The sequence below is a fragment of the Acidovorax sp. GW821-FHT11A03 genome (assembly GCF_058809075.1).
Genome location: NZ_JBXASG010000004.1, coordinates 574,544 through 594,437, shown reverse-complemented (window position 1 = coordinate 594,437; position 19,894 = coordinate 574,544). Strand labels below are relative to the sequence as shown.

The 19,894-nt window shown below is 69.6% G+C and carries 18 protein-coding genes; 10 read left to right on the top strand and 8 right to left on the bottom strand.

Annotated features, from left to right (window positions below):
* Positions 1-58: 58 nt before the first annotated feature.
* The 3 genes from AC1RVY_RS13145 to AC1RVY_RS13135 are packed head-to-tail and all read right to left on the bottom strand — an operon-like array spanning position 59 to position 3,428.
* Positions 59-1,216: an acyl-CoA dehydrogenase family protein gene (locus tag AC1RVY_RS13145; protein ID WP_492806803.1), complete on the bottom strand. Its 1,158-nt coding sequence runs from the start codon at positions 1,214-1,216 to the stop codon at positions 59-61.
* On the bottom strand, positions 1,213-2,460 hold the full coding sequence (locus tag AC1RVY_RS13140; RefSeq protein WP_492806802.1) for a CaiB/BaiF CoA transferase family protein: 1,248 nt from the start codon (positions 2,458-2,460) through the stop codon (positions 1,213-1,215). The genes AC1RVY_RS13145 and AC1RVY_RS13140 overlap by 4 nt, the downstream gene beginning before the upstream one ends.
* Positions 2,457-3,428, bottom strand: a complete 972-nt coding sequence (locus AC1RVY_RS13135) for a Bug family tripartite tricarboxylate transporter substrate binding protein (protein ID WP_218296496.1) — start codon at positions 3,426-3,428, stop codon at positions 2,457-2,459. Before AC1RVY_RS13135 ends, AC1RVY_RS13140 begins: the two co-directional genes overlap by 4 nt.
* Before the next feature lie 128 nt (positions 3,429-3,556).
* On the opposite strand from AC1RVY_RS13135, the gene AC1RVY_RS13130 reads away from it, so the two are divergent.
* Positions 3,557-4,486: a LysR family transcriptional regulator gene (locus tag AC1RVY_RS13130; RefSeq protein WP_218339232.1), complete on the top strand. Its 930-nt coding sequence runs from the start codon at positions 3,557-3,559 to the stop codon at positions 4,484-4,486.
* Between the two features lie 24 nt (positions 4,487-4,510).
* On the opposite strand, the gene AC1RVY_RS13125 is transcribed toward AC1RVY_RS13130, so the two are convergent.
* Positions 4,511-6,586, bottom strand: coding sequence for an acetoacetate--CoA ligase (locus AC1RVY_RS13125; protein WP_492806801.1), 2,076 nt, complete (start codon positions 6,584-6,586; stop codon positions 4,511-4,513).
* Between the two features lie 106 nt (positions 6,587-6,692).
* Between AC1RVY_RS13125 and AC1RVY_RS13120 the strand changes: the two genes are divergently transcribed.
* From AC1RVY_RS13120 to ubiM, 4 genes are all read left to right on the top strand, one after another.
* On the top strand, positions 6,693-7,298 hold the full coding sequence (locus AC1RVY_RS13120) for a TetR/AcrR family transcriptional regulator (protein ID WP_218296493.1): 606 nt from the start codon (positions 6,693-6,695) through the stop codon (positions 7,296-7,298).
* A 250-nt stretch (positions 7,299-7,548) separates the two neighbouring features.
* On the top strand, positions 7,549-8,466 hold the full coding sequence (locus tag AC1RVY_RS13115; RefSeq protein WP_492806800.1) for an alpha/beta fold hydrolase: 918 nt from the start codon (positions 7,549-7,551) through the stop codon (positions 8,464-8,466).
* A 231-nt stretch (positions 8,467-8,697) separates the two neighbouring features.
* On the top strand, positions 8,698-9,129 hold the full coding sequence (locus tag AC1RVY_RS13110) for a hypothetical protein (protein WP_218296491.1): 432 nt from the start codon (positions 8,698-8,700) through the stop codon (positions 9,127-9,129).
* A 196-nt stretch (positions 9,130-9,325) separates the two neighbouring features.
* A complete protein-coding gene (ubiM, locus tag AC1RVY_RS13105) occupies positions 9,326-10,648 on the top strand; it encodes a 5-demethoxyubiquinol-8 5-hydroxylase UbiM (RefSeq protein WP_492806799.1) in 1,323 nt (440 codons plus the stop codon).
* A 102-nt stretch (positions 10,649-10,750) separates the two neighbouring features.
* Here ubiM and AC1RVY_RS13100 read toward each other — a convergent pair whose 3' ends face one another.
* Both AC1RVY_RS13100 and AC1RVY_RS13095 read right to left on the bottom strand, forming a co-directional pair.
* A complete protein-coding gene (locus AC1RVY_RS13100) occupies positions 10,751-11,563 on the bottom strand; it encodes a class I SAM-dependent methyltransferase (protein ID WP_370627743.1) in 813 nt (270 codons plus the stop codon).
* A gap of 345 nt (positions 11,564-11,908) precedes the next feature.
* On the bottom strand, positions 11,909-12,673 hold the full coding sequence (locus tag AC1RVY_RS13095; RefSeq protein WP_218296488.1) for a zf-TFIIB domain-containing protein: 765 nt from the start codon (positions 12,671-12,673) through the stop codon (positions 11,909-11,911).
* A gap of 156 nt (positions 12,674-12,829) precedes the next feature.
* Here AC1RVY_RS13095 and AC1RVY_RS13090 point away from each other — a divergent pair, with 156 nt between their 5' ends.
* The 4 genes from AC1RVY_RS13090 to AC1RVY_RS13075 all read left to right on the top strand — a co-directional run bounded on the left by AC1RVY_RS13090 (position 12,830) and on the right by AC1RVY_RS13075 (position 17,711).
* On the top strand, positions 12,830-14,119 hold the full coding sequence (locus AC1RVY_RS13090; protein ID WP_218296487.1) for a solute carrier family 23 protein: 1,290 nt from the start codon (positions 12,830-12,832) through the stop codon (positions 14,117-14,119).
* Positions 14,120-14,263: 144 nt separating this feature from the next.
* Positions 14,264-15,793 (top strand): succinyl-CoA:acetate CoA-transferase ScpC, encoded by a 1,530-nt coding sequence (scpC, locus tag AC1RVY_RS13085; RefSeq protein ID WP_218339235.1) that lies wholly within the window; start codon positions 14,264-14,266, stop codon positions 15,791-15,793.
* A gap of 182 nt (positions 15,794-15,975) precedes the next feature.
* Positions 15,976-17,127, top strand: coding sequence for an ABC transporter substrate-binding protein (locus tag AC1RVY_RS13080; protein ID WP_492806798.1), 1,152 nt, complete (start codon positions 15,976-15,978; stop codon positions 17,125-17,127).
* A gap of 161 nt (positions 17,128-17,288) precedes the next feature.
* Positions 17,289-17,711, top strand: a complete 423-nt coding sequence (locus AC1RVY_RS13075; protein ID WP_218296484.1) for a hotdog fold thioesterase — start codon at positions 17,289-17,291, stop codon at positions 17,709-17,711.
* A gap of 196 nt (positions 17,712-17,907) precedes the next feature.
* Here AC1RVY_RS13075 and AC1RVY_RS13070 read toward each other — a convergent pair whose 3' ends face one another.
* Together AC1RVY_RS13070 and AC1RVY_RS13065 are read right to left on the bottom strand one after the other, a co-directional pair.
* Positions 17,908-18,477 (bottom strand): cob(I)yrinic acid a,c-diamide adenosyltransferase, encoded by a 570-nt coding sequence (locus tag AC1RVY_RS13070; RefSeq protein WP_218296483.1) that lies wholly within the window; start codon positions 18,475-18,477, stop codon positions 17,908-17,910.
* Positions 18,478-18,666: 189 nt separating this feature from the next.
* A complete protein-coding gene (locus tag AC1RVY_RS13065; protein ID WP_492806797.1) occupies positions 18,667-19,107 on the bottom strand; it encodes a hypothetical protein in 441 nt (146 codons plus the stop codon).
* 321 nt (positions 19,108-19,428) lie between these two features.
* Between AC1RVY_RS13065 and AC1RVY_RS13060 the strand changes: the two genes are divergently transcribed.
* Positions 19,429-19,791 (top strand): PLC family EF-hand domain-containing protein, encoded by a 363-nt coding sequence (locus AC1RVY_RS13060; protein ID WP_369641013.1) that lies wholly within the window; start codon positions 19,429-19,431, stop codon positions 19,789-19,791.
* Positions 19,792-19,894: the final 103 nt, after the last annotated feature.

Genomic DNA, 19,894 nt, shown 5'->3' with positions numbered 1-19,894 from the left:
GGCACGGTCCCCACGCAGCGCGCGCGAGAGAGATGCCGCGCAGCAGCCCAGGGCTGTCTCATCTCAAGCCCAGGCCGCGGGCGATCATTCCGCGCAGGATGTCGCGCGTGCCGCCGCGCAGCGAGAAGGAGGGCGAGGCCTCGGTCACGTACTTGAGCGTCATCAGCAGCTCCACGGGCACGTCCTCGGCCTCGCGCGCGAACAGGTCCTCGGCAATGGCCGCTGGAATCATCTGCTCGAGGGTGGTTCCAAGCTCCTTCACCAGCGCCGCCTCGACGATGGGGCTCGCGCCCTGCGTGAGTTTTTCCTGCACCGACACGGACATGGCGCGCAGCGGCGCCAGCTGCGTGAGCACCTTGCCCGCCAGCCGCACGGCCGAGTCGGTGCGTCCCTGGGGCGTGCGCACGTAGCCGAGCCACTGGTCGAACAGCACGATGGAGGAGAACAGGCGCTCGGGCCCGCTGCGCTCGAACGCCAGCTCCGCGGTGACCTGCTCCCAGCCCTGGCCCTCGGCGCCAATGAGCGCATCCAGCCCCAGCCGCACGTTGTCGAAGAACACCTCGCAAAAATGGCTGTCGCCAGAGAGGTCTTCGATGGGGCGCACCGTGACCCCCGGCAGCGACAGGTCCACGATGACCTGCGACAGGCCCTGGTGGCGGTCCTCGGAGGTGCCCGAGGTGCGTACCAGCGCGATCATGTACTGGCAGTGGTGGGCGTTGGTGGTCCAGATCTTCTGGCCGTTGAGCACAAAGCCTTGCGCATTGGGCACGGCGCGCGTCTTCACGCTGGCCAGGTCCGAACCCGCGTTGGGTTCGCTCATGCCGATGCAGAAGAACGCCTCGCCCTTGCACACGCGCGGAATGTAGAACTGCTTTTGCGCCTCGGTGCCGTACTTCAGGATCAGGGGCGCGCTCTGGCGGTCGGCGATCCAGTGCGAACCCACGGGGGCGCCGCAGGCCAGGTATTCCTCCACCAGCACGTAGCGCGTGAACGCGCTGCGCCCGCCCCCGCCGTACGCCCTGGGCAGCGTGATGCCGATCCAGCCCTTGTCTCCCAGCCGGCGGCTCAGAGCGCTGCTGTAGCCGCCCCAGGAGCGCGCGCGGATGTGCGCGGGCAGGTCGGCAATGGCCTCCTGCAGGAAGGCGCGCACCTCGGCGCGCAGTGCCTCGTCTTCAGCGGGAATGCGCGTGAGCGCCAGTGAATCCAGGGTGCTCATCCCAAAACTCCGTCGTCCTTGTAGGCCTGCAATTGCGCGGGCGAAAAACCCAGGTAGCGGGCCAGCACCTCGTCGGTGTGCTGGCCCAGCTGCGGGGGCGTGTGGCGGTAAGTGACGGGCGTGTCCGACAGGCGGATGGGGCTGGCCACCAGAGGCACCTCGCCCGCCTGCGGGTGCGGCATCGCGATCCGCAGGCCCCGGGCCTGGACCTGTGGGTCCTCGAACACGTCGCGCACGGTGTTGATGGGGCCGCAGGGCACGGCGTGCCGCTCCAGCAGAGCGATCCAGTCGCGCGTGGTGCGCGCCACCGTGGCGGCGCGGATGCGGCCGACCAGTTCCTCCCGGTGGGCCAGGCGGCCGGCGTTGCACACGAAGCGTTCGTCCTGCGCCCAGTCCGGTTCGCCGATGGCATGGCAAAAGCGTGCAAACTGTCCGTCGTTGCCAATGGCCAGGATCATGTGGCCGTCCTGCGTGGGGAAGTCCTGGTAGGGCACGGTGTTCGGGTGCGCATTGCCCATGCGCTGCGGCACCTTGTCGCCGTACAGGTAATTCATGCCCTGGTTGGCCAGGCAGGCCACGCCCACGTCGAGCAGCGCCAGGTCGATGTGCTGACCCCGGCCCGTGTGCTCGCGCGCCTGCAGCGCAGCGAGGATGGCCGTGCTCGCATACAGCCCGGTGAGGATGTCGGTGAGCGCCACGCCCACCTTCATGGGACCGCCGCCGGGTGCCCCGTCGGGGTGGCCGCTGATGCTCATGAGCCCACCCATGCCCTGGATCAGGAAGTCGTAGCCCGCGCGGTGCGCGTAGGGGCCGTCCTGGCCAAAGCCGGTCACGGAGCAGTACACCAGGCGCGGGTTCAGCGCGCTCAGGCTCGCATGGTCGAGCCCGTACTGCGCCAGGCCGCCGGTCTTGAAATTCTCGATGAGCACGTCGCACCGCGCCGCGAGCTCGCGCACGATCCGCTGACCCTCGGGCCGGGTGAAGTCCACCGTCACCGACTGCTTGTTGCGGTTGGTGCACATGTAATAGGCCGACTCGCCGGTGGGCCGGCCCGCCGCGTCCGTCACATGGGGAGGGCCCCAGGCGCGGGTGTCGTCGCCGGTGCCCGGGCGCTCGACCTTGATCACTTCGGCCCCCAGGTCGCCCAGGGTCTGCGCGGCCCAGGGGCCGGCCAGCACGCGGGACAGGTCGAGCACCTTCACATGCTGCAGCGCACCCGGCTGCGCGGCGGGAGCACCGCTCATTGCAGCGGCACCTTGGCCTGGGTGACGATGCGCTTCCACAGCACGATCTCGTTTTTCTGGAACTCGTGCATCTGCGCGGGCCCACCGGTCATGGCGGTGGCTCCGATGCGCTCGTAGAAGGCACGGGTCTCGTCCATCCTGGAGATGGCGGTGAACAGCTCGGCCAGCCGGGCGGTTTCGGCGGCGGGGGTCTGGGCGCTGACCATGGCGCCCACCCACGTGTAGGCCTCGAAGCCCGGCAGGCCCGCTTCCGTGGCGGTGGGCACGTCCGGCGCCGCGGCCACGCGCTTGTCGGACGCCACGGCCAGCACCTTCACGCGGCCGCCCTTGGCTAGCTCCTGCACGGCGGTCACCTCGGCGAAGGTGTAGTCGACGGTGCCCGAGGCCACGGCCGTCATGGTCTCGCCGGCGCCCTTGAAGGGCACGTGCACGGTGTGGATGCCCGCCGTGTCGTTGAGCAACTCGCCCATGAGCTGGTAGCCGGCCGAGCCCGCGCCGAAGTTCACCTTGCCCGGGCTGGCCTTGGCGTAGGCGATCAGGCCCTTGAGGTCGCTGTACGCCGCCTTGGGCATGGCCGCGATCATGGCGGGCGAACGCATCATCATGGTCAGCGGCGAGAAGTCCTTCACCGGGTCGTACGGCAGCTCCTTGAACAACGCGGCGTTCACCGCCAGCGTGGAGTTGCTGCCGATGAAGACGGTGTAGCCGTCGGCCGGCGCCGACAGCACTTGCTTGACGGCGATGAAGCCGTTGGCGCCGGGCTTGTTTTCCACCACCACGGCCTGGCCCGTGAGGTCCTGCAGCTTGCGCGCGAAGTAGCGCGCCGAGGTGTCGGTGCCGCTGCCGGGGCCGAAGGGCACGACGAACTTGATGGTTTTGGCAGGGAATGCCTGGGCTTGCACGGCGGGGGCCAGGGCCGTGGCGGCAAGCGCCAGCAGCGCGCCGGCCACGGTTCTACGGGATTGCATCACGGTGTCTCCTTCATGGAATTTTTTTGATCGTCAGGCCCTGCCCAGGCCTGCAGGCGAATGTAGGCAGCGGGCACCGATGCTGTCTAATATTAAAAATTCACAAACCGATATTTGTTTGGTATCCCATGAACCTGCGCCAGCTGCGCCAATTCGTCACCCTGGCGGAAACCGGCAACTTCCACCGCACCGCCGAGCTGCTGCACATGGCCCAGCCGCCGCTGTCGGTGTCCGTGCGCAAACTGGAGGAGGAACTGGGCAGCCGCCTGTTCGAGCGCCACAGCACTGGCGTGCGCCTGACGGCCGAGGGCCAGGCCATGCTGCCCGAGGCGCACCTGGCGCTGTTTCATGCGGAGCGCTGCCGCCAGGCCGTGGCGGACGCGCGCGAGGGGCTGGGCGGCCTGCTGCGCCTGGGCATCATCGGATCGGCCACCTATGCCCTGCTGCCGGAGCTGATCCCGTCCGTGCGGGCGCGCTACCCGCAGATCGAGCTGGAGCTGTCGGAGGCCACATCGACCGAAATCCTCGACGGGCTGCTGGCGCGCCGCTTCGACGTGGGATTCGTGCGCTACCCGGTTCTGCACCCCGAGCCGTTCGAGCTCCTGCCCATGGACCGCGACGATTTCGTGCTCGCCGTGTCCGCGCACGGCCCGCTGGCGAAGCGCGACGCGATCGCGCTCTCGGAAGCGGCGGGCGAGCCCTTCATCATGTACCCGCAGGACAAAGTGCCCGGGCTGTCCGCCCTGGCGCTTCTGCGCTGCCAGCTGTCGGGCTTTTCACCCCGCGTGGCACAGGAGGCCATGCAGGTGCAGACCATCATGAGCCTGGTGGCCGCGGGCCTGGGCGTGGGACTGGTGGCGGGCGTCGCGCGGCTGGTGGTGCCGCCCGGCGTGAAGTGCCTGGCGCTCACCGACAACCCGCCGGGCTTCAAGGTGGGCATCGCGCTCGCGCGGCGCGCGGGGGAGGCCAGCCGGCTCGTGGAGCGCTTCATCGAGCATGCGATGGGCTTTTCCAGCGTGCCCCGACCCGGCCCGGATATGGATCAAACCGGGCTGTAGCGTACAGCCCGCAAGCGCGGGCAGCTATGTATTTTGCACTTCTGCCGCGCGCTCGGCGGCAAACGCCACATACCAGTCCAGACAGCCCGGGTTGGCCATGGCGTCCTTGTTCACCACCTTTTCGATGGGCTGGCCCAGCAGCAGTTTCTTGATGGGCAGCTCCTGTTTCTTGCCGCTCAAGGTGCGCGGCACCTCGGCCACCGCGAAGATGTCGTCGGGCACGAAACGCGGGCTCAGCGCCGTGCGCACCGCGCCGTTGATGCGGGCGCGCAGGGCCTCGTCCAGCGTGTGGCCGGGGCGCAGCACCACGAACAGGGGCATGTAGCTTTCGCGGCCCAGGTATTCCAGGTCCACCACCAGGCTGTCGAGCACCTCGGGCAGGGATTCGACCGCGCTGTAGATCTCGCTCGTGCCCATGCGCAGGCCGTGGCGGTTGATCGTGGCGTCGCTGCGGCCGTAGATGACACAGCCGCCGTTGGCGCCGATCCTGAGCCAGTCGCCGTGGCGCCACACCGCGCCCATGCGCGCGGGGCCATCGCCGCCGCCGGGCTGGCGGCCGTGGCCAGGCGGGTACATGTCGAAGTAGCTCGACAGGTAGCGTGAACCGTCCTTGTCCCCCCACAGGTACAGCGGCATCGACGGGATGGGCTGCGCGCACACCAGCTCGCCCACCTCGTCCATCACCGGCACGCCCTCGGCATTCCAGGACTCCACGGCCGCGCCCAGCATGCGGCATTGCATCTCGCCGGGCACCTGGGGCATCTCGCGGTTGCCGCCGATGAAGGCGCCGCAAAAGTCGGTGCCGCCCGAGATGTTGTTCCACCAGATGTCGTGCGTGCCCAGGGCCTCGAACTGCGCCGTGCCCCATTCCTGCACCTCGGGCGACAGCGGCGAGCCCGTGGTGCCCAGCGCGCGGATGCGCGTGAGGTCGCCGTATTCGGCCAGCGCGATGCCCGCCTTCATGCAGTTGGCAAAAAACGCCGCGCCCGCGCCGAAGAAGGTCACGCCCGTCTCGGCCGCGAAGCGCCACAGCACGCCCCAGTCGGGGTGGTCCTTGCTGCCGCCGGGGTTGCCGTCGTAGATCACGCAGGTGGTGCCCGACAGCAGGCCCGAGAGCTGTGCGTTCCACATCACCCAGCCCGTGGAGCTGTACCAGTGGTAGCGCTCGCCGAAGCTGTTGGGCTCGTAGCTGCAGCCGATGTCGTTGTGCAGGACCTTGAGCTGCAGCGCCACCAGCACCGTGCCGCCGTGGCCGTGCACGATGGGCTTGGGCAAGCCGGTGGTGCCGCTGGAATACACGATCCACAGCGGGTGGTCGAACGGCAGCCACATCGGCTCGAAGGCTGCAGTGTCTGCATCATTTCGGGCTGTAGCGCTTGTCCAGCTTGCGTAACCAGCTATCGAAACAGAAGCATCCAGATTGCCCAGCAACACCGCGTGCCGCACGCTGGGCAGCGCCGCGCGCAGCTCGGCCAGCACGCCGGTGCGGTCGTGGTCGCGCCCGCCGTAGGTCACGCCGTCCACGCCGATCAGCACCTTGGGCTCGATCTGGCGGAAGCGGTCGAGCACCGCATGCGTGCCCATGTCGGGCGCGCAGATGCTCCACACGCCGCCGATGCTCACCGTGGCGAGGAAGGCCACCATCGCCTCGGGCACGTTGGGCAGGTAGGCGGCCACGCGGTCGCCCGGCTCCACGCCCTGGGCCTTCAGGTGCAACGCCAGCGACGCGACCTGGCGGCGCAGCTCGGGCCAGCTCATTTCGCGGTGGTGGCCCTTTTCGTTGCGGCTGATGATGGCCGGCAGACCGGCCGCGTGCGCGGCGTCCACATGGCGCAGCGCCTGCCGCGCGTAGTTGACCTGGGCGCCCGGGAACCACAACGCGCCGGGCATGGTGTTCTGGCCCAGCACGGCGGTGTGCGGCGTGGGCGACTCCAGCTTGAAGTAGTCCCACACGCTTTGCCAGAAGGCATCGAGCTCGGTGGTGGACCAGCGCCACAGGGCGTCGTAGCTGTCGAACTGCAGCCCGCGCTGGTCGCGCAGCCAGTCCTGGTACAGGCGGATCTGGGGAATGAAAGGCGGGGTGTTGTGTGTTGTCTCCATGGCGACGCAGCGTACCAGCGGCACGGGGCGCAGGCCAGCCATCCCCGTCACCCGCTTGACAGCAGGGGGAATTCCGAATTTCGCACAATCGTGCTAAATTAGCGCCATGGATGCAAAGACCCAGAAATCGGAACTCACCCGCGCGGCCATCGTGGGCGCGGCGCTGGACCTGGCCGCGGCCGAGGGGCTGGAGTCGATCACCCTGCAGGCGGTGGCCGACCGCGTGGGCCTGTCCAAGAGCGGCGTGTTCTCGCGCGCCGGCTCGCGCGAGGCGCTGCAGAAGGCGGTGATCGAGGAGTTTGGCCGCCGCTTCCTGGCCGATGTGTTCGTGCCCGCCATGCAGCACCCCAAGGGCCTGCCACGCCTCAACGAGATCGTGCGCCGCTGGATTGCCCGCACGCGCGACGTGGAGGCCTTCACCGGCTGCATCTATACGGCGGGCGCCTTCGAGCTGGACGACCGCGACGGCGAGCTGCGCGACCTGCTGCACGCCGAGATCACCCGCTGGCGCGCGGCCCTGCGCCGCACGGTGATCCAGTCCATCGAGGCCGGGCACCTGCCCCCCGACACCCCGCCCGACCAGCTGGTGGGCGAGATCTATGCGATGGCCATGGGCCTGTTGCACGACGTTCGCTTCCTGCGCGATCCGCAGGCAGTGCAGCGCACCGAGGCGTCCTGGGCGCGCCTCGTCAAGAGTTATCAGACCGCCTGATCCTCCCCCTCCGCTTGTTCTTGCGCGATGGATGCCTCTTGTTTTTCTTTGCCCCAATTTCGCACAACCGTGCGAAGAAAGGAACCACCATGCTGATCATCTTGGGTATCGCCGCCATCGTGGCCGCGGCGGGCGCCGTCCGGGCGCTGCGCCAGACACTCGCCCGCCTTCCGCGCAGCAACCGGGACTGGATCTTCTACTGACCGTCCACCGCGTCCGCCCCCCATTCCCTCCCTTTCCGGAGCCCCCCATGAACGCCTCCCCTTCCTCCTCCACCGCCCTGCAGGCCACGTCCAGCTTCTACGGCGAACACCCCGGCATGCGCCTGCTGCGCGTGGCGCTGGGCACCACCGAGCGCCTGTGGCCCGCGCTGGCCGTGCGCGCGGCCTACCGCCTTTTCGGCACGCCCCTGCCCCTGCGCAAACCGGGCCGCAGCGCCGTGCCGCCCGGCCACTGGCGCCCGGAACGCTGGCCGTTCGAAGACGCCGAGATCACGCTTTACCTGCCCCAGGCCCAGCCGCACGGCCCCACGGTGCTGCTGCTGCACGGCTGGGGCGGCCACGCGCGCCAGATGCTGCCGCTGGCCGGCGCCCTGGCCGCGCGGGGCCTGCGCCCGGTGCTGGTGGACCTGCCCGCGCACGGCGGCAGCCGGGGCCGCGTGAGCAACCTGCCGCAGTTCGCGCGCGCCATCGAATACGCCACCGCCCGCCTGCATGCGCAGGATTCGGCGCCCAGCGCCGTGGTGGCCCATTCGCTCGCGGCCAACGCGGCGGCCCATGCGGCCAGCCGGGGCCTGGCCACCGGGCGGCTGGTGCTGCTGGCGCCGCCCGCGTCGCCCCACGAATACACGCGCCTGTTCGCGCAGGTGTTCGGCCTGTCGGAGCGCACGCGCGCTTCCATGCAGCGGCGCATCGAGGCGCGCGAGGGCATCCTGATGCGCCAGTTCGAGCCCCCGGCCGTGGGTCCGCGCATCGCGCTGCCCACCCTGGTGGTGCACGACCGGGGCGACCGCATCAACCGCTTTGCCGATGGCGAGGCCTACCGCGACCACATTCCGGGCGCCACGCTGCTGGCCACCGAAGGGCTGGGCCACCGCAAGATCCTGCAGCAGGATGGCGTGCTGGCGGCCGTGGCCGATTTCGTGGCGGGCCCGGGCCATCCACGCTGACGGGCCCGGGAGCCAGGGGGCCCGGCGGGGGGCCGCGCGGCGCAGCGGGCGGTGCGGGGTGGCTCGGCGCTCCGCCGCGCGGTGTCGCCAACAGTTACAGCCGCAAGGCGAACAGGACGCGGCCAGCGCCTATCATCCGCAGTCGTGCGTGCCCCCAGGGCCGCTCTTGCCGATGATTCACCGGTGTGCTGCCTGCCACCGGTGGCCCCACGCCGCTACCTGTTGTCTCCGATGCACGCTCTCCTGTCCGCCTGGCCCGCCCTGGCCCTGCTGTTGCCCGCGCTGGTGCTGGTGTCGGCCTTCTATTTCCTGGCCAAGGGCGACCGCCGCGCGTTCTCGCACCTGCTGGCCCTGCTGGCGTGTTTCCTGATCGGCGCGCTGCTGATGGAGTTCTTCATCTTCATGGCGGCGCGCATGGCCCGTTCGGGCAGCCGCGAGGCCGTGCTGGGCGCCGGCACCCGCCAGCTGCTGGAAACCATGGCCAATCCGCGCTCCATCACCGCCCCGCCCCTGTCGCTGGCGGCCGTGGCGGCCTACAGCGTGCTGGCGTCGTACCTGTGGCTGCTGGTCACCTGGGGCCTGCACCTGCGCGGCAAGCCTGCCGGCGGCGCCGGAAAGAAGAAAGCGGCCAAGCGCCCGCCGCGCAAGCCGGCCCGGGCCTGATCCACGGGCCTTGGGGTCTTTGGGGCCCCTAGCGCTGGATACATCAGCGCCGACAGCTATATATTTAATAGCATATCCTGCGCGCACACTTGACGCAGGGCAACCCCCGGCGCGCGGAGCGCATCCACAATGGCAGGCGATCCCCTCCGGTCGCGGGGGTGCGTACCAGGCTGTCCACCTCCTGCCTTTTCCTGCCATGACTTCCTCCTTCTCCTCCTCCCACAGCGATGTCCTCATCGTCGGCGCGGGGCCCGCGGGCCTGTCGCTGGCCATTTCCCTGGCCCACGCCGGTTTCACGGCCACGGTGGTCGAGCAGCAGCCCCAGGCCGCGCTGGCCGCCCCCGCGCCCGACGGCCGCGAGATCGCGCTGACCCACCCCAGCCGCGCCACGCTCCAGCGGCTGGGCACCTGGGCGCAACTGGCGCCGCACGAGACCGGCGCCATCCGCGAGGCCCAGGTGCATGACGGGCCGCTCGGCCAGCGCAGCGCGCTGCAGCTCGACGCCCAGCGCTCGGGCCACGGGGCGCTGGGCTTCATCGTCCCCAACCACGCGCTGCGCCGCACCGCCTATGCGGTGGCCGCGCAAACGCCCGGCGTGCGCATCGTCACCGGCGCCCAGGTGACGCGCGTGGCCACCCTGGCCACGCATGCCGAGCTGGAGTACCGCCTGCTCGCCCCCACAGACACGGCCCCGGACGCGGAGGCCCCTTCACCCCAGCGCCTGCAGGCGCCCTTGCTGGTCGCGGCGGACAGCCGCTTCTCGGTCACGCGGCGCCAGCTGGGCATTGGCGCGCGCATGGCGGACTTCGGCCGCACCGTGATCGTCTGCCGCATGCGCCATGCCCGGCCCCATGGCGGCGTGGCGCACGAGTGTTTCGGCTACGAACGCACGCTGGCCATCCTGCCCCTGCCGGATGCGGTGGATGCCGCAGATGCAGCCGGCACGGCCGGCAGCCCGCACCTGTGCTCGGTCGTGGTCACCGCAGGCGCTGCGGATGCCGCCACGCTGATGGCGTTGCCCGCCGACGCCTTTGCCGCCCAGGTGCGAGCGCAGTTCGACAACCGCCTGGGGCCCATGCAGCTCGACGGAGAACGCCACGCCTACCCGCTGGTGGCCGTGTACGCGGAACGCTTTGCCGCCCACCGCTGCGCGCTGCTGGGCGACGCGGCCGTGGGCATGCACCCGGTGACGGCCCACGGCTACAACCTGGGCCTGGCCGGCGTGGAGCGCCTGACCGCCGCCCTGCTGGCCGCGCGCGGCCAGGGCCGCGATATCGGAGACAGCGCAATCCTGTCCGGCTATGGACGCGCGCACCACCACCACGCATGGCCGATCTACGAAGGCACGAACGCCATCGTGCGGCTGTACACCGATGCCCGCCCCCTGCCCCGCCTGCTGCGCCAGCTGGTGCTGCAGGGCGCCCGGCGCCTGCCACCGCTGCAGGCGGCCATCGTGGGGCAGCTCACCGGCAAGCCGCCCGCGTGGACCGAGCTGCTGGGGCGCCTGGCACGGCAGTGACACGTCCGCCCCCGGCCAGCCCGCCGGCCGCCACCGGGTGCCGCCCCCTTTCCACGCGCGGAAGGGAAGAAGTGGCAGCGCCCGCGCCCACGCCACGGGCGCTCAGGGGGTGGTGACTTCCAGCTCCACCATGCCGTACAGCGGCGCGCCCAGCCAGGGCCACCACAGGGTCTCCAGCGCCAGGCCCGCCCAGCCATAGCATTCCGCCACGCTGTGCGCGTGCCGCAGCGCCAGGCGCGGGTGCGCGGCGGACAGGTCGGCCAGGCGTGCCAGGCCCCAGCGGAACTCGGCCCCCGTGGGCCCCACGCTCGCGTGCCGGCCGGCCGTGCCCACGGCCCGGTGGGTGAGCACGTCCAGCACCAGGCGCGAGCCCGGGGGCGCGCACTGCGCGAACTCGTGCAGCACGGCCTGCACCTGGCCTGGCTCCAGGTACATGAGCACGCCCTCGCACACCACCAGCACGGGCGCCGCTGCCGCCCCGCTCCCCGCCGCGCGCGGCGGCAGGCCCAGCCGGTGCCACCAGCCGGGCTGGGTGATGTCCGCCTCGGCCAGCCGCGTGCGCGGGCACCGCGCGGGCAGCAGTTGCCGTCGCAGCGCCATCACCTCGGGCAGGTCGGCGTCGAGCCAGTGGTTAGCGCCGGTGTCCAGCCACTGGAAATGGTGCGACAGGCCGCAGCCCAGGTTCACGCCCTGGCCCCCGGGGTGCCTGAGGAAGAAGCCCTGCGCGGTGTCCCGGATGATCCGGGTGCGCCACAGCACGTTCAGCACGGTGGGCAGGTCGTTGAGGTAGGGCTCCACATCGGTGCCCAGCCGCTCCAGCAGCCCGGCGGCCACCGCATCGCCGCAGGCCAGCCAGGGAAAGTAATGGTTGCCCCGCGCCCGCGCCGCCAGCGGGATGAGCAGGGTGCTGGGCACGGCGGGCAAGGGCGCGTGCCGCAGCGGGGCCGGTGCCGCGGCGCTGCGTGGCGCGGGCGCCCGCCCGGCGGATGCCCGGGGACGGCGTCGGCTTCGGTGCGGCTGCAGCGGCAAGATCGTCTCCTCCTGTGGTCGCAGGGACGCCCCGTTTGGCGGAATGGATGGACGGGAGCAGGCAGTACGGCGGCCACGCGCACAGGCTGCTGGCCGCCACGGGAGACTGCGGCGACGGACTGGGGCCGCCGGGAAGTCTGCGAACGCCATTGTGGTCCGAACCCGGTCCGGTGTGCCCATTTCGCAGGGCCGCGCAAGGGTATATGCAAACGCGGGAAATGGCCGGCGCGGCTACACCCGCTTGGTCAACACCTCCCAGACCAGCGAGACGCCCGCGGCCAGCAGGTCGCCGGTGAAGGAGTCGCCATCGCCATCCCGCGCGCCGCTGAAGGCACTCTTTTGCCGCTCGCGCTCGGCCCGGCTGCGGTCGCGCTCCAGCGCCACCAGGGCATCGCCAATGTCCACGGTCGCCGCCGGCGTGCCGTGCGCGGCCTGGGCCGGGCGGGCGCCAGCCCGGGCGTAGCCCTCCATCGCGCGCACCACGGCATCGGGGTCGATGAGCGAGAACGCCGCGCGGCAGTAGGGGCAGGCGTGGTCCTTGCGGATGTCCACGGGCGCGCCGCAGCTGGTGCAGTAGATGGCGCCCACGCGCCGGGCCAGGTCGTCGATCTCGGGGCGCGTCATGTGGCGCACGAAGCCCTTTTCCACCATGAAGGAGGAAAAGGTGCTGAACCGCCCGTGCTGGCGCGCGCAGCGGTAGGTCATGTAGCGGCCGCTGCGCACAACGTCGAAGCCCTGGTCCAGCGCGCAGCTGCAGCGCGGGCAGGCCATGCGCGCCTGCAGCGGGCGGTGTTCATGGGTGCGGTGTTCGTGCAGCAGGCGGAACAGGTCCACCACCGCCTGGGGCGAGAGCTTGAGGTTCTCGTGCCGGTCCAGCCAGAGGCCCTGGCAGGCGTAGCAGATGTCCAGCTCCAGCGTGTGCCCGGTGTTGCTGGTGAACGAATGGGCCTCCATGGGCTGGCGGCACGACGGGCAGGATGGGGCGGATGGCGGCATGGTGGACGTCGGGTGAGGGCCGGCCCTCTTGCCCGCCGCTGTGAGGCAGCCATCCTACCGTTCCCGCCGCCTCGCACCTTCGCCTGGCGAAGTTCATCGTCCACGTGCGCATTCATCCACTAGCATTCGCGCCTCGAACTACAAGGAACAACACACATGGGATTCATGAACTGGCAAGAAAAAAGCGCGGCCGTGCTGCAGCAGGGCGGAGTGATCGCGCCCGACGAACGGCTGCCCTGGCCGCAGACGGCGGCGATGGGCGTGCAGCATGTGATCGCGATGTTCGGCGCCACGGTGCTGGCGCCCATCCTGATGGGGTTCGACCCCAACGTGGCCATCCTGATGAGCGGCGTGGGCACGCTGATCTTCTTCCTGGTGACGGGCGGCAGGGTGCCCAGCTACCTGGGTTCGAGCTTTGCCTTCATCGGGGTGGTGATCGCGGCCACGGGCTATGCGGGCAAGGGGGCCAACGGCAACATCGCCGTCGCCCTGGGCGGCATCATCGCCTGCGGCCTGCTCTACACGCTGATCGGCGCGCTGGTGCAGGCCATCGGCACGGGCTGGATCGAGCGCTTCATGCCGCCCGTGGTCACGGGCTCGGTCGTCGCGGTGATCGGGCTGAACCTGGCGGGCATTCCGATCAAGAACATGGCGGCGAGCAATTTCGACAGCTGGATGCAGGTGGTGACCTTCGTGAGCGTGGGCCTGGTGGCCGTGCTCACGCGCGGCATGGTGCAGCGCCTCCTGATCCTGGTGGGGCTGATCGTGGCGAGCATCATCTACGCGGTGCTCACCAACGGCCTGGGCCTGGGCAAGCCCATCGACCTGTCGATCCTGGCGAACGCGGCATGGGTGGGCATGCCCAACTTCGCCGCGCCGGTGTTCGACGGCAACGCGATGCTGCTGATCGCCCCGGTGGCCATCATCCTGGTGGCGGAGAACCTGGGCCACATCAAGGCCGTGACGGCCATGACCGGCCGCGACCTGGACCGCTACATGGGCCGTGCGTTCATCGGCGACGGCGTGGCCACCATGGTGAGCGGCGGCGTGGGCGGCACGGGCGTGACGACCTATGCCGAGAACATCGGCGTGATGGCCGCGACCAAGATCTATTCCACCGCCGTGTTCCTGCTGGCGGGCGTGTTCGCGCTGGTGCTGGGCTTTTCCCCCAAGTTCGGCGCGCTGATCCAGACCATTCCGCTGCCGGTGATGGGGGGCGTCTCCATCGTGGTGTTCGGCCTGATCGCCGTGGCCGGGGCCAAGATCTGGGTGGACAACAAGGTGGACTTCTCGCAGAACAAGAACCTGATCGTCGCGGCCATCACGCTCATCCTGGGCACGGGCGACTTCACGCTCAAGTTCGGCCAGTTCGCGCTGGGCGGCATCGGCACGGCCACGTTCGGCGCCATCCTGCTGTATGCCTTGCTCAACCGCAAAGCGGCGTAATCTGCGGACGTGAGCGGACGTACCGCATTTGTAAGGGTTAACCCTTAATTTGTAAGGAACGACGGCTAGCATCCTGGGTTTTGTCCACGGGGCCATCCGCTCACCGGGCGGGTGGCCTCTTTTCTTTTTTTGCGGAGTTTGTTCATGTCCCTGGCCGATCGGGTGCTGTACCCCGACTTTCTCTCCCGCACCATGTCCGCCGACGAGGCGGCCGCCCTGATCCCTGCCGGTGCCCATGTGGGCATGAGCGGCTTCACCGGCGCGGGCTACCCCAAGGCCGTGCCCGGCGCGCTGGCGCGGCGCATCGAAAGCCTGAACGCGCAAGGCCATGGTTTCAAGATCGGGCTGTGGACGGGAGCCAGCACCGCGCCTGAGCTGGACGGCGCGCTGGCCCAGGTGGACGGCATCGAGATGCGACTGCCCTACCAGTCCGACCCCACGGTGCGCCGCCAGATCAATGCGGGCCACATGCAGTACGTGGACATCCACCTGTCGCACGTGGCGCAGTTCGTGTGGTTCGGCTTCCTGGGCAAGCTCGACGTGGCCGTGGTCGAGGTGGCGGGCGTGCTGCCCGACGGCCGGCTGATTCCCTCGTCCTCGGTGGGCAACAACAAGACCTGGCTGGACCAGGCCGACAAGGTCATCCTGGAAGTGAATGCCTGGCACAACCCGGGCCTGGAAGGGATGCACGACATCTACTACGGCACCGACGTGCCGCCACACCGCAGGCCCATCCCGATGACGCGGCCCGACGAGCGCATCGGCGAGCCCTACCTGCGCTGCGACCCGTCCAAGGTGATCGCGGTGGTGGTGACGGACCAGCCCGACCGCAACAGCGTCTACGCCGCGCCCGACGACACCTCGAACCGCATCGCGGGCCACATCATCGAGTTCCTGCAGCACGAGGTGAAGAAGGGCCGGCTGCCCCGGGACCTGCTGCCGCTGCAGTCGGGCGTGGGCAACATCGCCAACGCGGTGCTGGCGGGGCTGAACAACGGCCCGTTCGAAAACCTCACGGCCTACACCGAGGTGCTGCAGGACGGCATGCTGGACATGCTGCGCTCGGGCAAGCTCGCCAGCGCCTCGGCCACCGCCCTGTCGCTCAGCCCGGCGGCGATGCAGGACTTCAACGAGCGCATCGAGTACTACAAGCAGCGCATCGTGCTGCGCCCGCAGGAGATCAGCAACCACCCGGAGCTGATCCGCCGCATGGGCCTGATCGCGATGAACGGCATGATCGAGGCCGACATCTACGGCAACGTGAACTCCACCCACATCATGGGCTCGGCCATCATGAACGGCATCGGCGGCTCGGGCGACTTCGCGCGCAATGCGTACCTGTCGATCTTCATGACCCCCTCGCTGGCCAAGAACGGCTCGATCTCGTGCATCGTGCCCATGGCCTCGCACGTGGACCACACCGAGCACGACGTGCAGATCCTCGTCACCGAACAGGGCCTGGCCGACCTGCGCGGCCACTCGCCCACGCAGCGGGCCGAGCTCATCATCGACCGCTGCGCGCACCCCGACTTCCGCCCGGCCCTGCACGACTATGTGGCCCGCGCCAAGCGCGGCGCCGTGGGCCAGCACACGCCGCACCTGCTGGGCGAGGCACTGTCCTGGCACCAGCGCTACGTGGAGACGGGCAGCATGCGGCAGAGCGCGCCCGCCTGACCAGGCCCCGGCCGAATCCCCCGGCCCGGCAGGGAGAACATGGTCTTGTCACAGGCCCTGGGTAGAATCAGGGTTAACCCTTGGTCGTCGGACCACCAGGCCTCCCCCCGTTTTCCTTTTTCTTCACCGGCCACCAGCCCTTCGCGGGGCTGGTGGCCTTCTTGTCCGTGAGTTTTCCTGCCATGCAACGTCGCCAGTTCACCCAGTCCCTTGCCGCTGCCAGCGCCGGCCTGCTTTTTGCCAACCCGTCGCGCGCCGTGGGCGTGCAGGACCCGATGGACGCCAGGAGCGTGGCCATTGGCTGCTCCGTCGGCCTGACCGGCGCCCTGGCCAGCCTGGGCAAGGAACTCAAGCAGGGCCTGGACGCGGGCATCGCCCAGGCGAACGTGCGCGGCATCCATGGCCGGGAGCTGAAGCTGCTGGCGCTGGACGACGGCTATGACGCCGCCCGCTCGGAGGAGAACGCGCGCAAGCTGATCGCCGACGGCGGCGTGGTGGCGCTGCTGTCGTGCATGGGCACGGCCAACAACCAGCGCATCCTGCCGCTGGTGGACGAAGCGCAGATCCCCTACGTGGCCCCGCAAAGCGGCGCCACGTCGCTGCGCAAGGCCGAGTACCGCTCGGTGTTCCACGTGCGCGCCAGCTACTCCGACGAGGCCCAGCGCCTCACGCAGAAGCTGGTGGCCATGGGCATCACCGACCTGGCCATCGTCTACCAGGACACCGCCTTCGGCCGCGAATTCCTGGCCGATGTGAACAACGCCATGAAGGCGGCCCAGCAGCCCGCGCCCAAGGCGTTCAAGCTCGACGCACAGGGCACGCAGGTGGCCGACGTGGTCAGGCAGGCCGTGGCGGCCAAGCCCACGACGGTGCTGCTGGGGACGGCGGGCGACGTGTCGGCCGCGCTGGTCAGCGAATTCAAGAAGGTGTCGCCCAGCACCCCGCTGGCAGCGACCAGCGTGGCCCTGTCCGGCGACAATCTGCGCCAGCTCGGCGGCAAGGCGGCGGGCATCGCACTGTCGATGGTGCTGCCCGACGCGGGCCGCACCAGCGTTGCCCTGGTGCGCGACTACCAGCGCGCCATGAAGGCGGTGGGCTTTCAGGAATTCTCGAGCCGCAGCTTCGAGGGCTATGTGAACGCCCGCGTGCTCGCCGAAGGCCTGGAGCGCGCCGGCCGCGAGCTGACCCGCGCCAGGCTGCGCAACGCGCTGGCCGGCATCCGCAGCAACGACCTGGGCGGCCTCACGATCGACTACGCCGGCAGCGCCCCCTATGTGGGCTCGCGTTTCCTGGACCTGGGCGTGATGGGCGCCAACGGCAAATTCATCGGGTAACCCCCTGAGGCGCTGCGCGCCATTCCTCAAGGGGGGACGCCTCCGGTGGACCGGCAGGGCCGGATCCACGGTGGCGCCGGGTCGGGTCTGCGCCCATGAGAGCAAGATGGGCACAATGGCCGGTCCGAAAAGATTCATCCCTCTGTCCGACCGAAGCCACCATGCCCATCTGGAAAAAGCCCGTCGACCTGGCTCGACTCAACGCCGACCACCACAACACCGCTGCCTCGCACCTGGGCATCGAGATCATCGAACTGGGTGACGACTTCCTGCGCGGCCGCGTGCCGGTGGACCAGCGCACCAAACAGCCCTTCGGGCTGCTGCACGGCGGCGTGAGCGTGGTGCTGGCCGAGTCGCTGGGCTCGGTGGGCGCCTACTACGCCAGCCCCGAGGGCCACAACGCCGTGGGCCTGGACATCAACGCCAACCACCTGCGCTCCGCCACCAGCGGCTGGGTGACGGCCACCGCCCGGCCCATCCACCTGGGCCGCACCACGCACGTGTGGCACATCGACATGGTCAACGACGCGGGCGAGCTCACCTGCGTGTCGCGGCTGACCATGGCGATCCTGGCGCCGAGATAAGGTGCATCCCCCTGAGGCACTTCGTGCCTTCCCCCTTCTCTCGAATCGCTAACGCGACTCGGGAAGGGGGACGCAGCCCTCGCTGCGGGGCGGCCCTTGCTTGGCTGCCCTGGTGGGCAGCGCCACCCGCAGCGGGCAGGGTTGAATTTATAGAAAATTACTCTCCAGCGCTTACTGGGTAAGCGCCAAAAGCTATCTATTCAGTAGCATTCTGCTGCGCCAGGCGCTCGCTTTTCCAGTACACGTCATCCCCGCCATCCATGCGGTTGAGCACGCGGGCCAGGACGAACATCAGGTCGGAGAGGCGGTTGAGGTACTGGCGCGGCGCGTCGTTCAGCGCCTCTTCGTTGCCCAGGGCGACCACGGCGCGTTCGGCGCGGCGCGCCACGGTGCGGCAGACATGGGCTTGCGCGGCGGCGCGGGTGCCGGCGGGCAGGATGAATTCCTGCAGGCGCGGCAGCGCCGCGTTGTGGTGGGCCAGGGCGTCATCCAGTGCCAGCACCGCTTGCGGCTTGAGCAGTTCGAAGCCCGGGATCGACAGCTCGCCCCCCAGGTTGAACAGCTGGTGCTGCACCTCGACGAGCAGGCCGCGCACGTCCTCCGGCACGCGCTCGCACAGCAGCAGGCCGATGTGGGAGTTGAGCTCATCCACGTCACCGAGCGCATGGATGCGCAGGCTGTCCTTGGAGACGCGTTCGTTGTTGCCCAGGCCGGTGGTGCCGGCGTCGCCGGTGCGCGTGGCGATCTGTGTGAGTCGGTTGCCCATGGGTGCCTTGCTTGGTCGGTGGGGGATGCGGCGCAGGGCCGCGCGGGGAATCTGCACCCGCGATTTTCCGCCACCGCGCCCGCCGGGCTGGCATTCAAAAAAAACCCCTTGCACACGCACCCGGTGCAAGGGGCGGGGCGGGCAGCCCCTATCGCGCTGCCGCCCACCGGCTGCCGCCGGCCACCAGGGTCACTGGGTCGCCGTCGAGCGGTTGAGCTTGTCGATGTCCGCCGTGGAAACACCCGTGTTCGAGGGCTTGAGGTTGTTCCACGCATTGGCGTGGTACGTGTCCCACTCCTGGCGCGACACCATGCCGTCGCCGTTGGAGTCCATGAGGCGGGCGTTCACCCGCGTTTCCGCCTTGGCGGCGGCCTTGCCCCCGGAGGCGCTGGGGTTGATTTCTGCCACCGGGGCGCCACGGCCATCGCCCTTGGCAGGGTTGGCGGGCGCCGCCGTGCTCTGGCTGGCACGGTTGTCGGCCTTGTTCTGCGCATTCGCGGCGGCGGGGCCGCCCGAAGCGGCGGGATTCACCTCGGAAGGGGGGCGGGCGGTGTTGGCGGCGGGCGCCTGCGCGAGGGCGGCGGTGCAGGCCAGGGCGGCGAGGGCGGCCACAACGGTTTGCTTTTGCATGAGAGGCTCCTTGGGATAAAACAACAAAAAACATCCATCCAGCGGGATGCTGAAGTGCATTGTTTTGGGCAGGCGGGAACGCCGATGTAGGACATGCCCCGGCCTGCCAGTCATCCGGCAACCGGCCCGCGGCGTCGGGCGGGCGCCTGTGGCGCCCTACGTTTGGGTACATCCCCTCCGCATTGCCCTACAAAGCAGCCGCTGCCGGTTACACCGCGCTGGGAAATGTTGGCCCGGGCAACAGCAGGCAAGAGTGCTGGCCTTGGCCGGCCTGCTGCGGTGCAATGAAACCCTGTTCAACTTCGAAGGAGCCTAGCTTCCATGAAAGCACTGCAACGACGCACCTATTCGTTCGATACGCGCAGCGTGATGCTCTTCGCCGCCCTCTCCCTGGGTGGCGTGGGCGCATTGCAGGCACAGTCCACTTCCACTTCGCCCCAGCCTGCGCCGGCCAGCAAGGCCGCAGCCCCGGGAGACCCCAAATACTCCTACGGCCCTGGCACCGGAAACCCCTCCATGGCCGCCACCAACGCTTTCAATCGCGCCGACACCGACAAGGACGGCAAGCTGAGCGAGAAGGAAGCCACCAAGCTGCCGGCCATCAGCCAGCGCTTCAAGGAGCTGGATGCCGACCAGAGCGGCTCCCTGTCTCCAGCCGAATTCGAGAAGGGCCTTCTTTCCTGATCCTCCATCCCGGATGCCCTGGCTCTTGGCCACGGAGCCAAACCCGGGGTGACCACCGCGTGTAGCGGACCATTGGCGTCCGCGAGCCCGCCCGCCCTGGAGC

Bases quoted from the DNA above. Each gene is read 5' to 3' on its own strand.
- AC1RVY_RS13145 (WP_492806803.1), bottom strand. From the start codon at position 1,216: ATGAGCACCCTGGATTCACTGGCGCTCACGCGCATTCCCGCTGAAGAC.
- AC1RVY_RS13140 (WP_492806802.1), bottom strand. From the start codon at position 2,460: ATGAGCGGTGCTCCCGCCGCGCAGCCGGGTGCGCTGCAGCATGTGAAG.
- AC1RVY_RS13135 (WP_218296496.1), bottom strand. From the start codon at position 3,428: ATGCAATCCCGTAGAACCGTGGCCGGCGCGCTGCTGGCGCTTGCCGCC.
- AC1RVY_RS13130 (WP_218339232.1), top strand. From the start codon at position 3,557: ATGAACCTGCGCCAGCTGCGCCAATTCGTCACCCTGGCGGAAACCGGC.
- AC1RVY_RS13125 (WP_492806801.1), bottom strand. From the start codon at position 6,586: ATGGAGACAACACACAACACCCCGCCTTTCATTCCCCAGATCCGCCTG.
- AC1RVY_RS13120 (WP_218296493.1), top strand. From the start codon at position 6,693: ATGGATGCAAAGACCCAGAAATCGGAACTCACCCGCGCGGCCATCGTG.
- AC1RVY_RS13115 (WP_492806800.1), top strand. From the start codon at position 7,549: ATGAACGCCTCCCCTTCCTCCTCCACCGCCCTGCAGGCCACGTCCAGC.
- AC1RVY_RS13110 (WP_218296491.1), top strand. From the start codon at position 8,698: ATGCACGCTCTCCTGTCCGCCTGGCCCGCCCTGGCCCTGCTGTTGCCC.
- ubiM (WP_492806799.1), top strand. From the start codon at position 9,326: ATGACTTCCTCCTTCTCCTCCTCCCACAGCGATGTCCTCATCGTCGGC.
- AC1RVY_RS13095 (WP_218296488.1), bottom strand. From the start codon at position 12,673: ATGCCGCCATCCGCCCCATCCTGCCCGTCGTGCCGCCAGCCCATGGAG.
- AC1RVY_RS13090 (WP_218296487.1), top strand. From the start codon at position 12,830: ATGGGATTCATGAACTGGCAAGAAAAAAGCGCGGCCGTGCTGCAGCAG.
- scpC (WP_218339235.1), top strand. From the start codon at position 14,264: ATGTCCCTGGCCGATCGGGTGCTGTACCCCGACTTTCTCTCCCGCACC.
- AC1RVY_RS13080 (WP_492806798.1), top strand. From the start codon at position 15,976: ATGCAACGTCGCCAGTTCACCCAGTCCCTTGCCGCTGCCAGCGCCGGC.
- AC1RVY_RS13075 (WP_218296484.1), top strand. From the start codon at position 17,289: ATGCCCATCTGGAAAAAGCCCGTCGACCTGGCTCGACTCAACGCCGAC.
- AC1RVY_RS13070 (WP_218296483.1), bottom strand. From the start codon at position 18,477: ATGGGCAACCGACTCACACAGATCGCCACGCGCACCGGCGACGCCGGC.
- AC1RVY_RS13065 (WP_492806797.1), bottom strand. From the start codon at position 19,107: ATGCAAAAGCAAACCGTTGTGGCCGCCCTCGCCGCCCTGGCCTGCACC.
- AC1RVY_RS13060 (WP_369641013.1), top strand. From the start codon at position 19,429: ATGAAAGCACTGCAACGACGCACCTATTCGTTCGATACGCGCAGCGTG.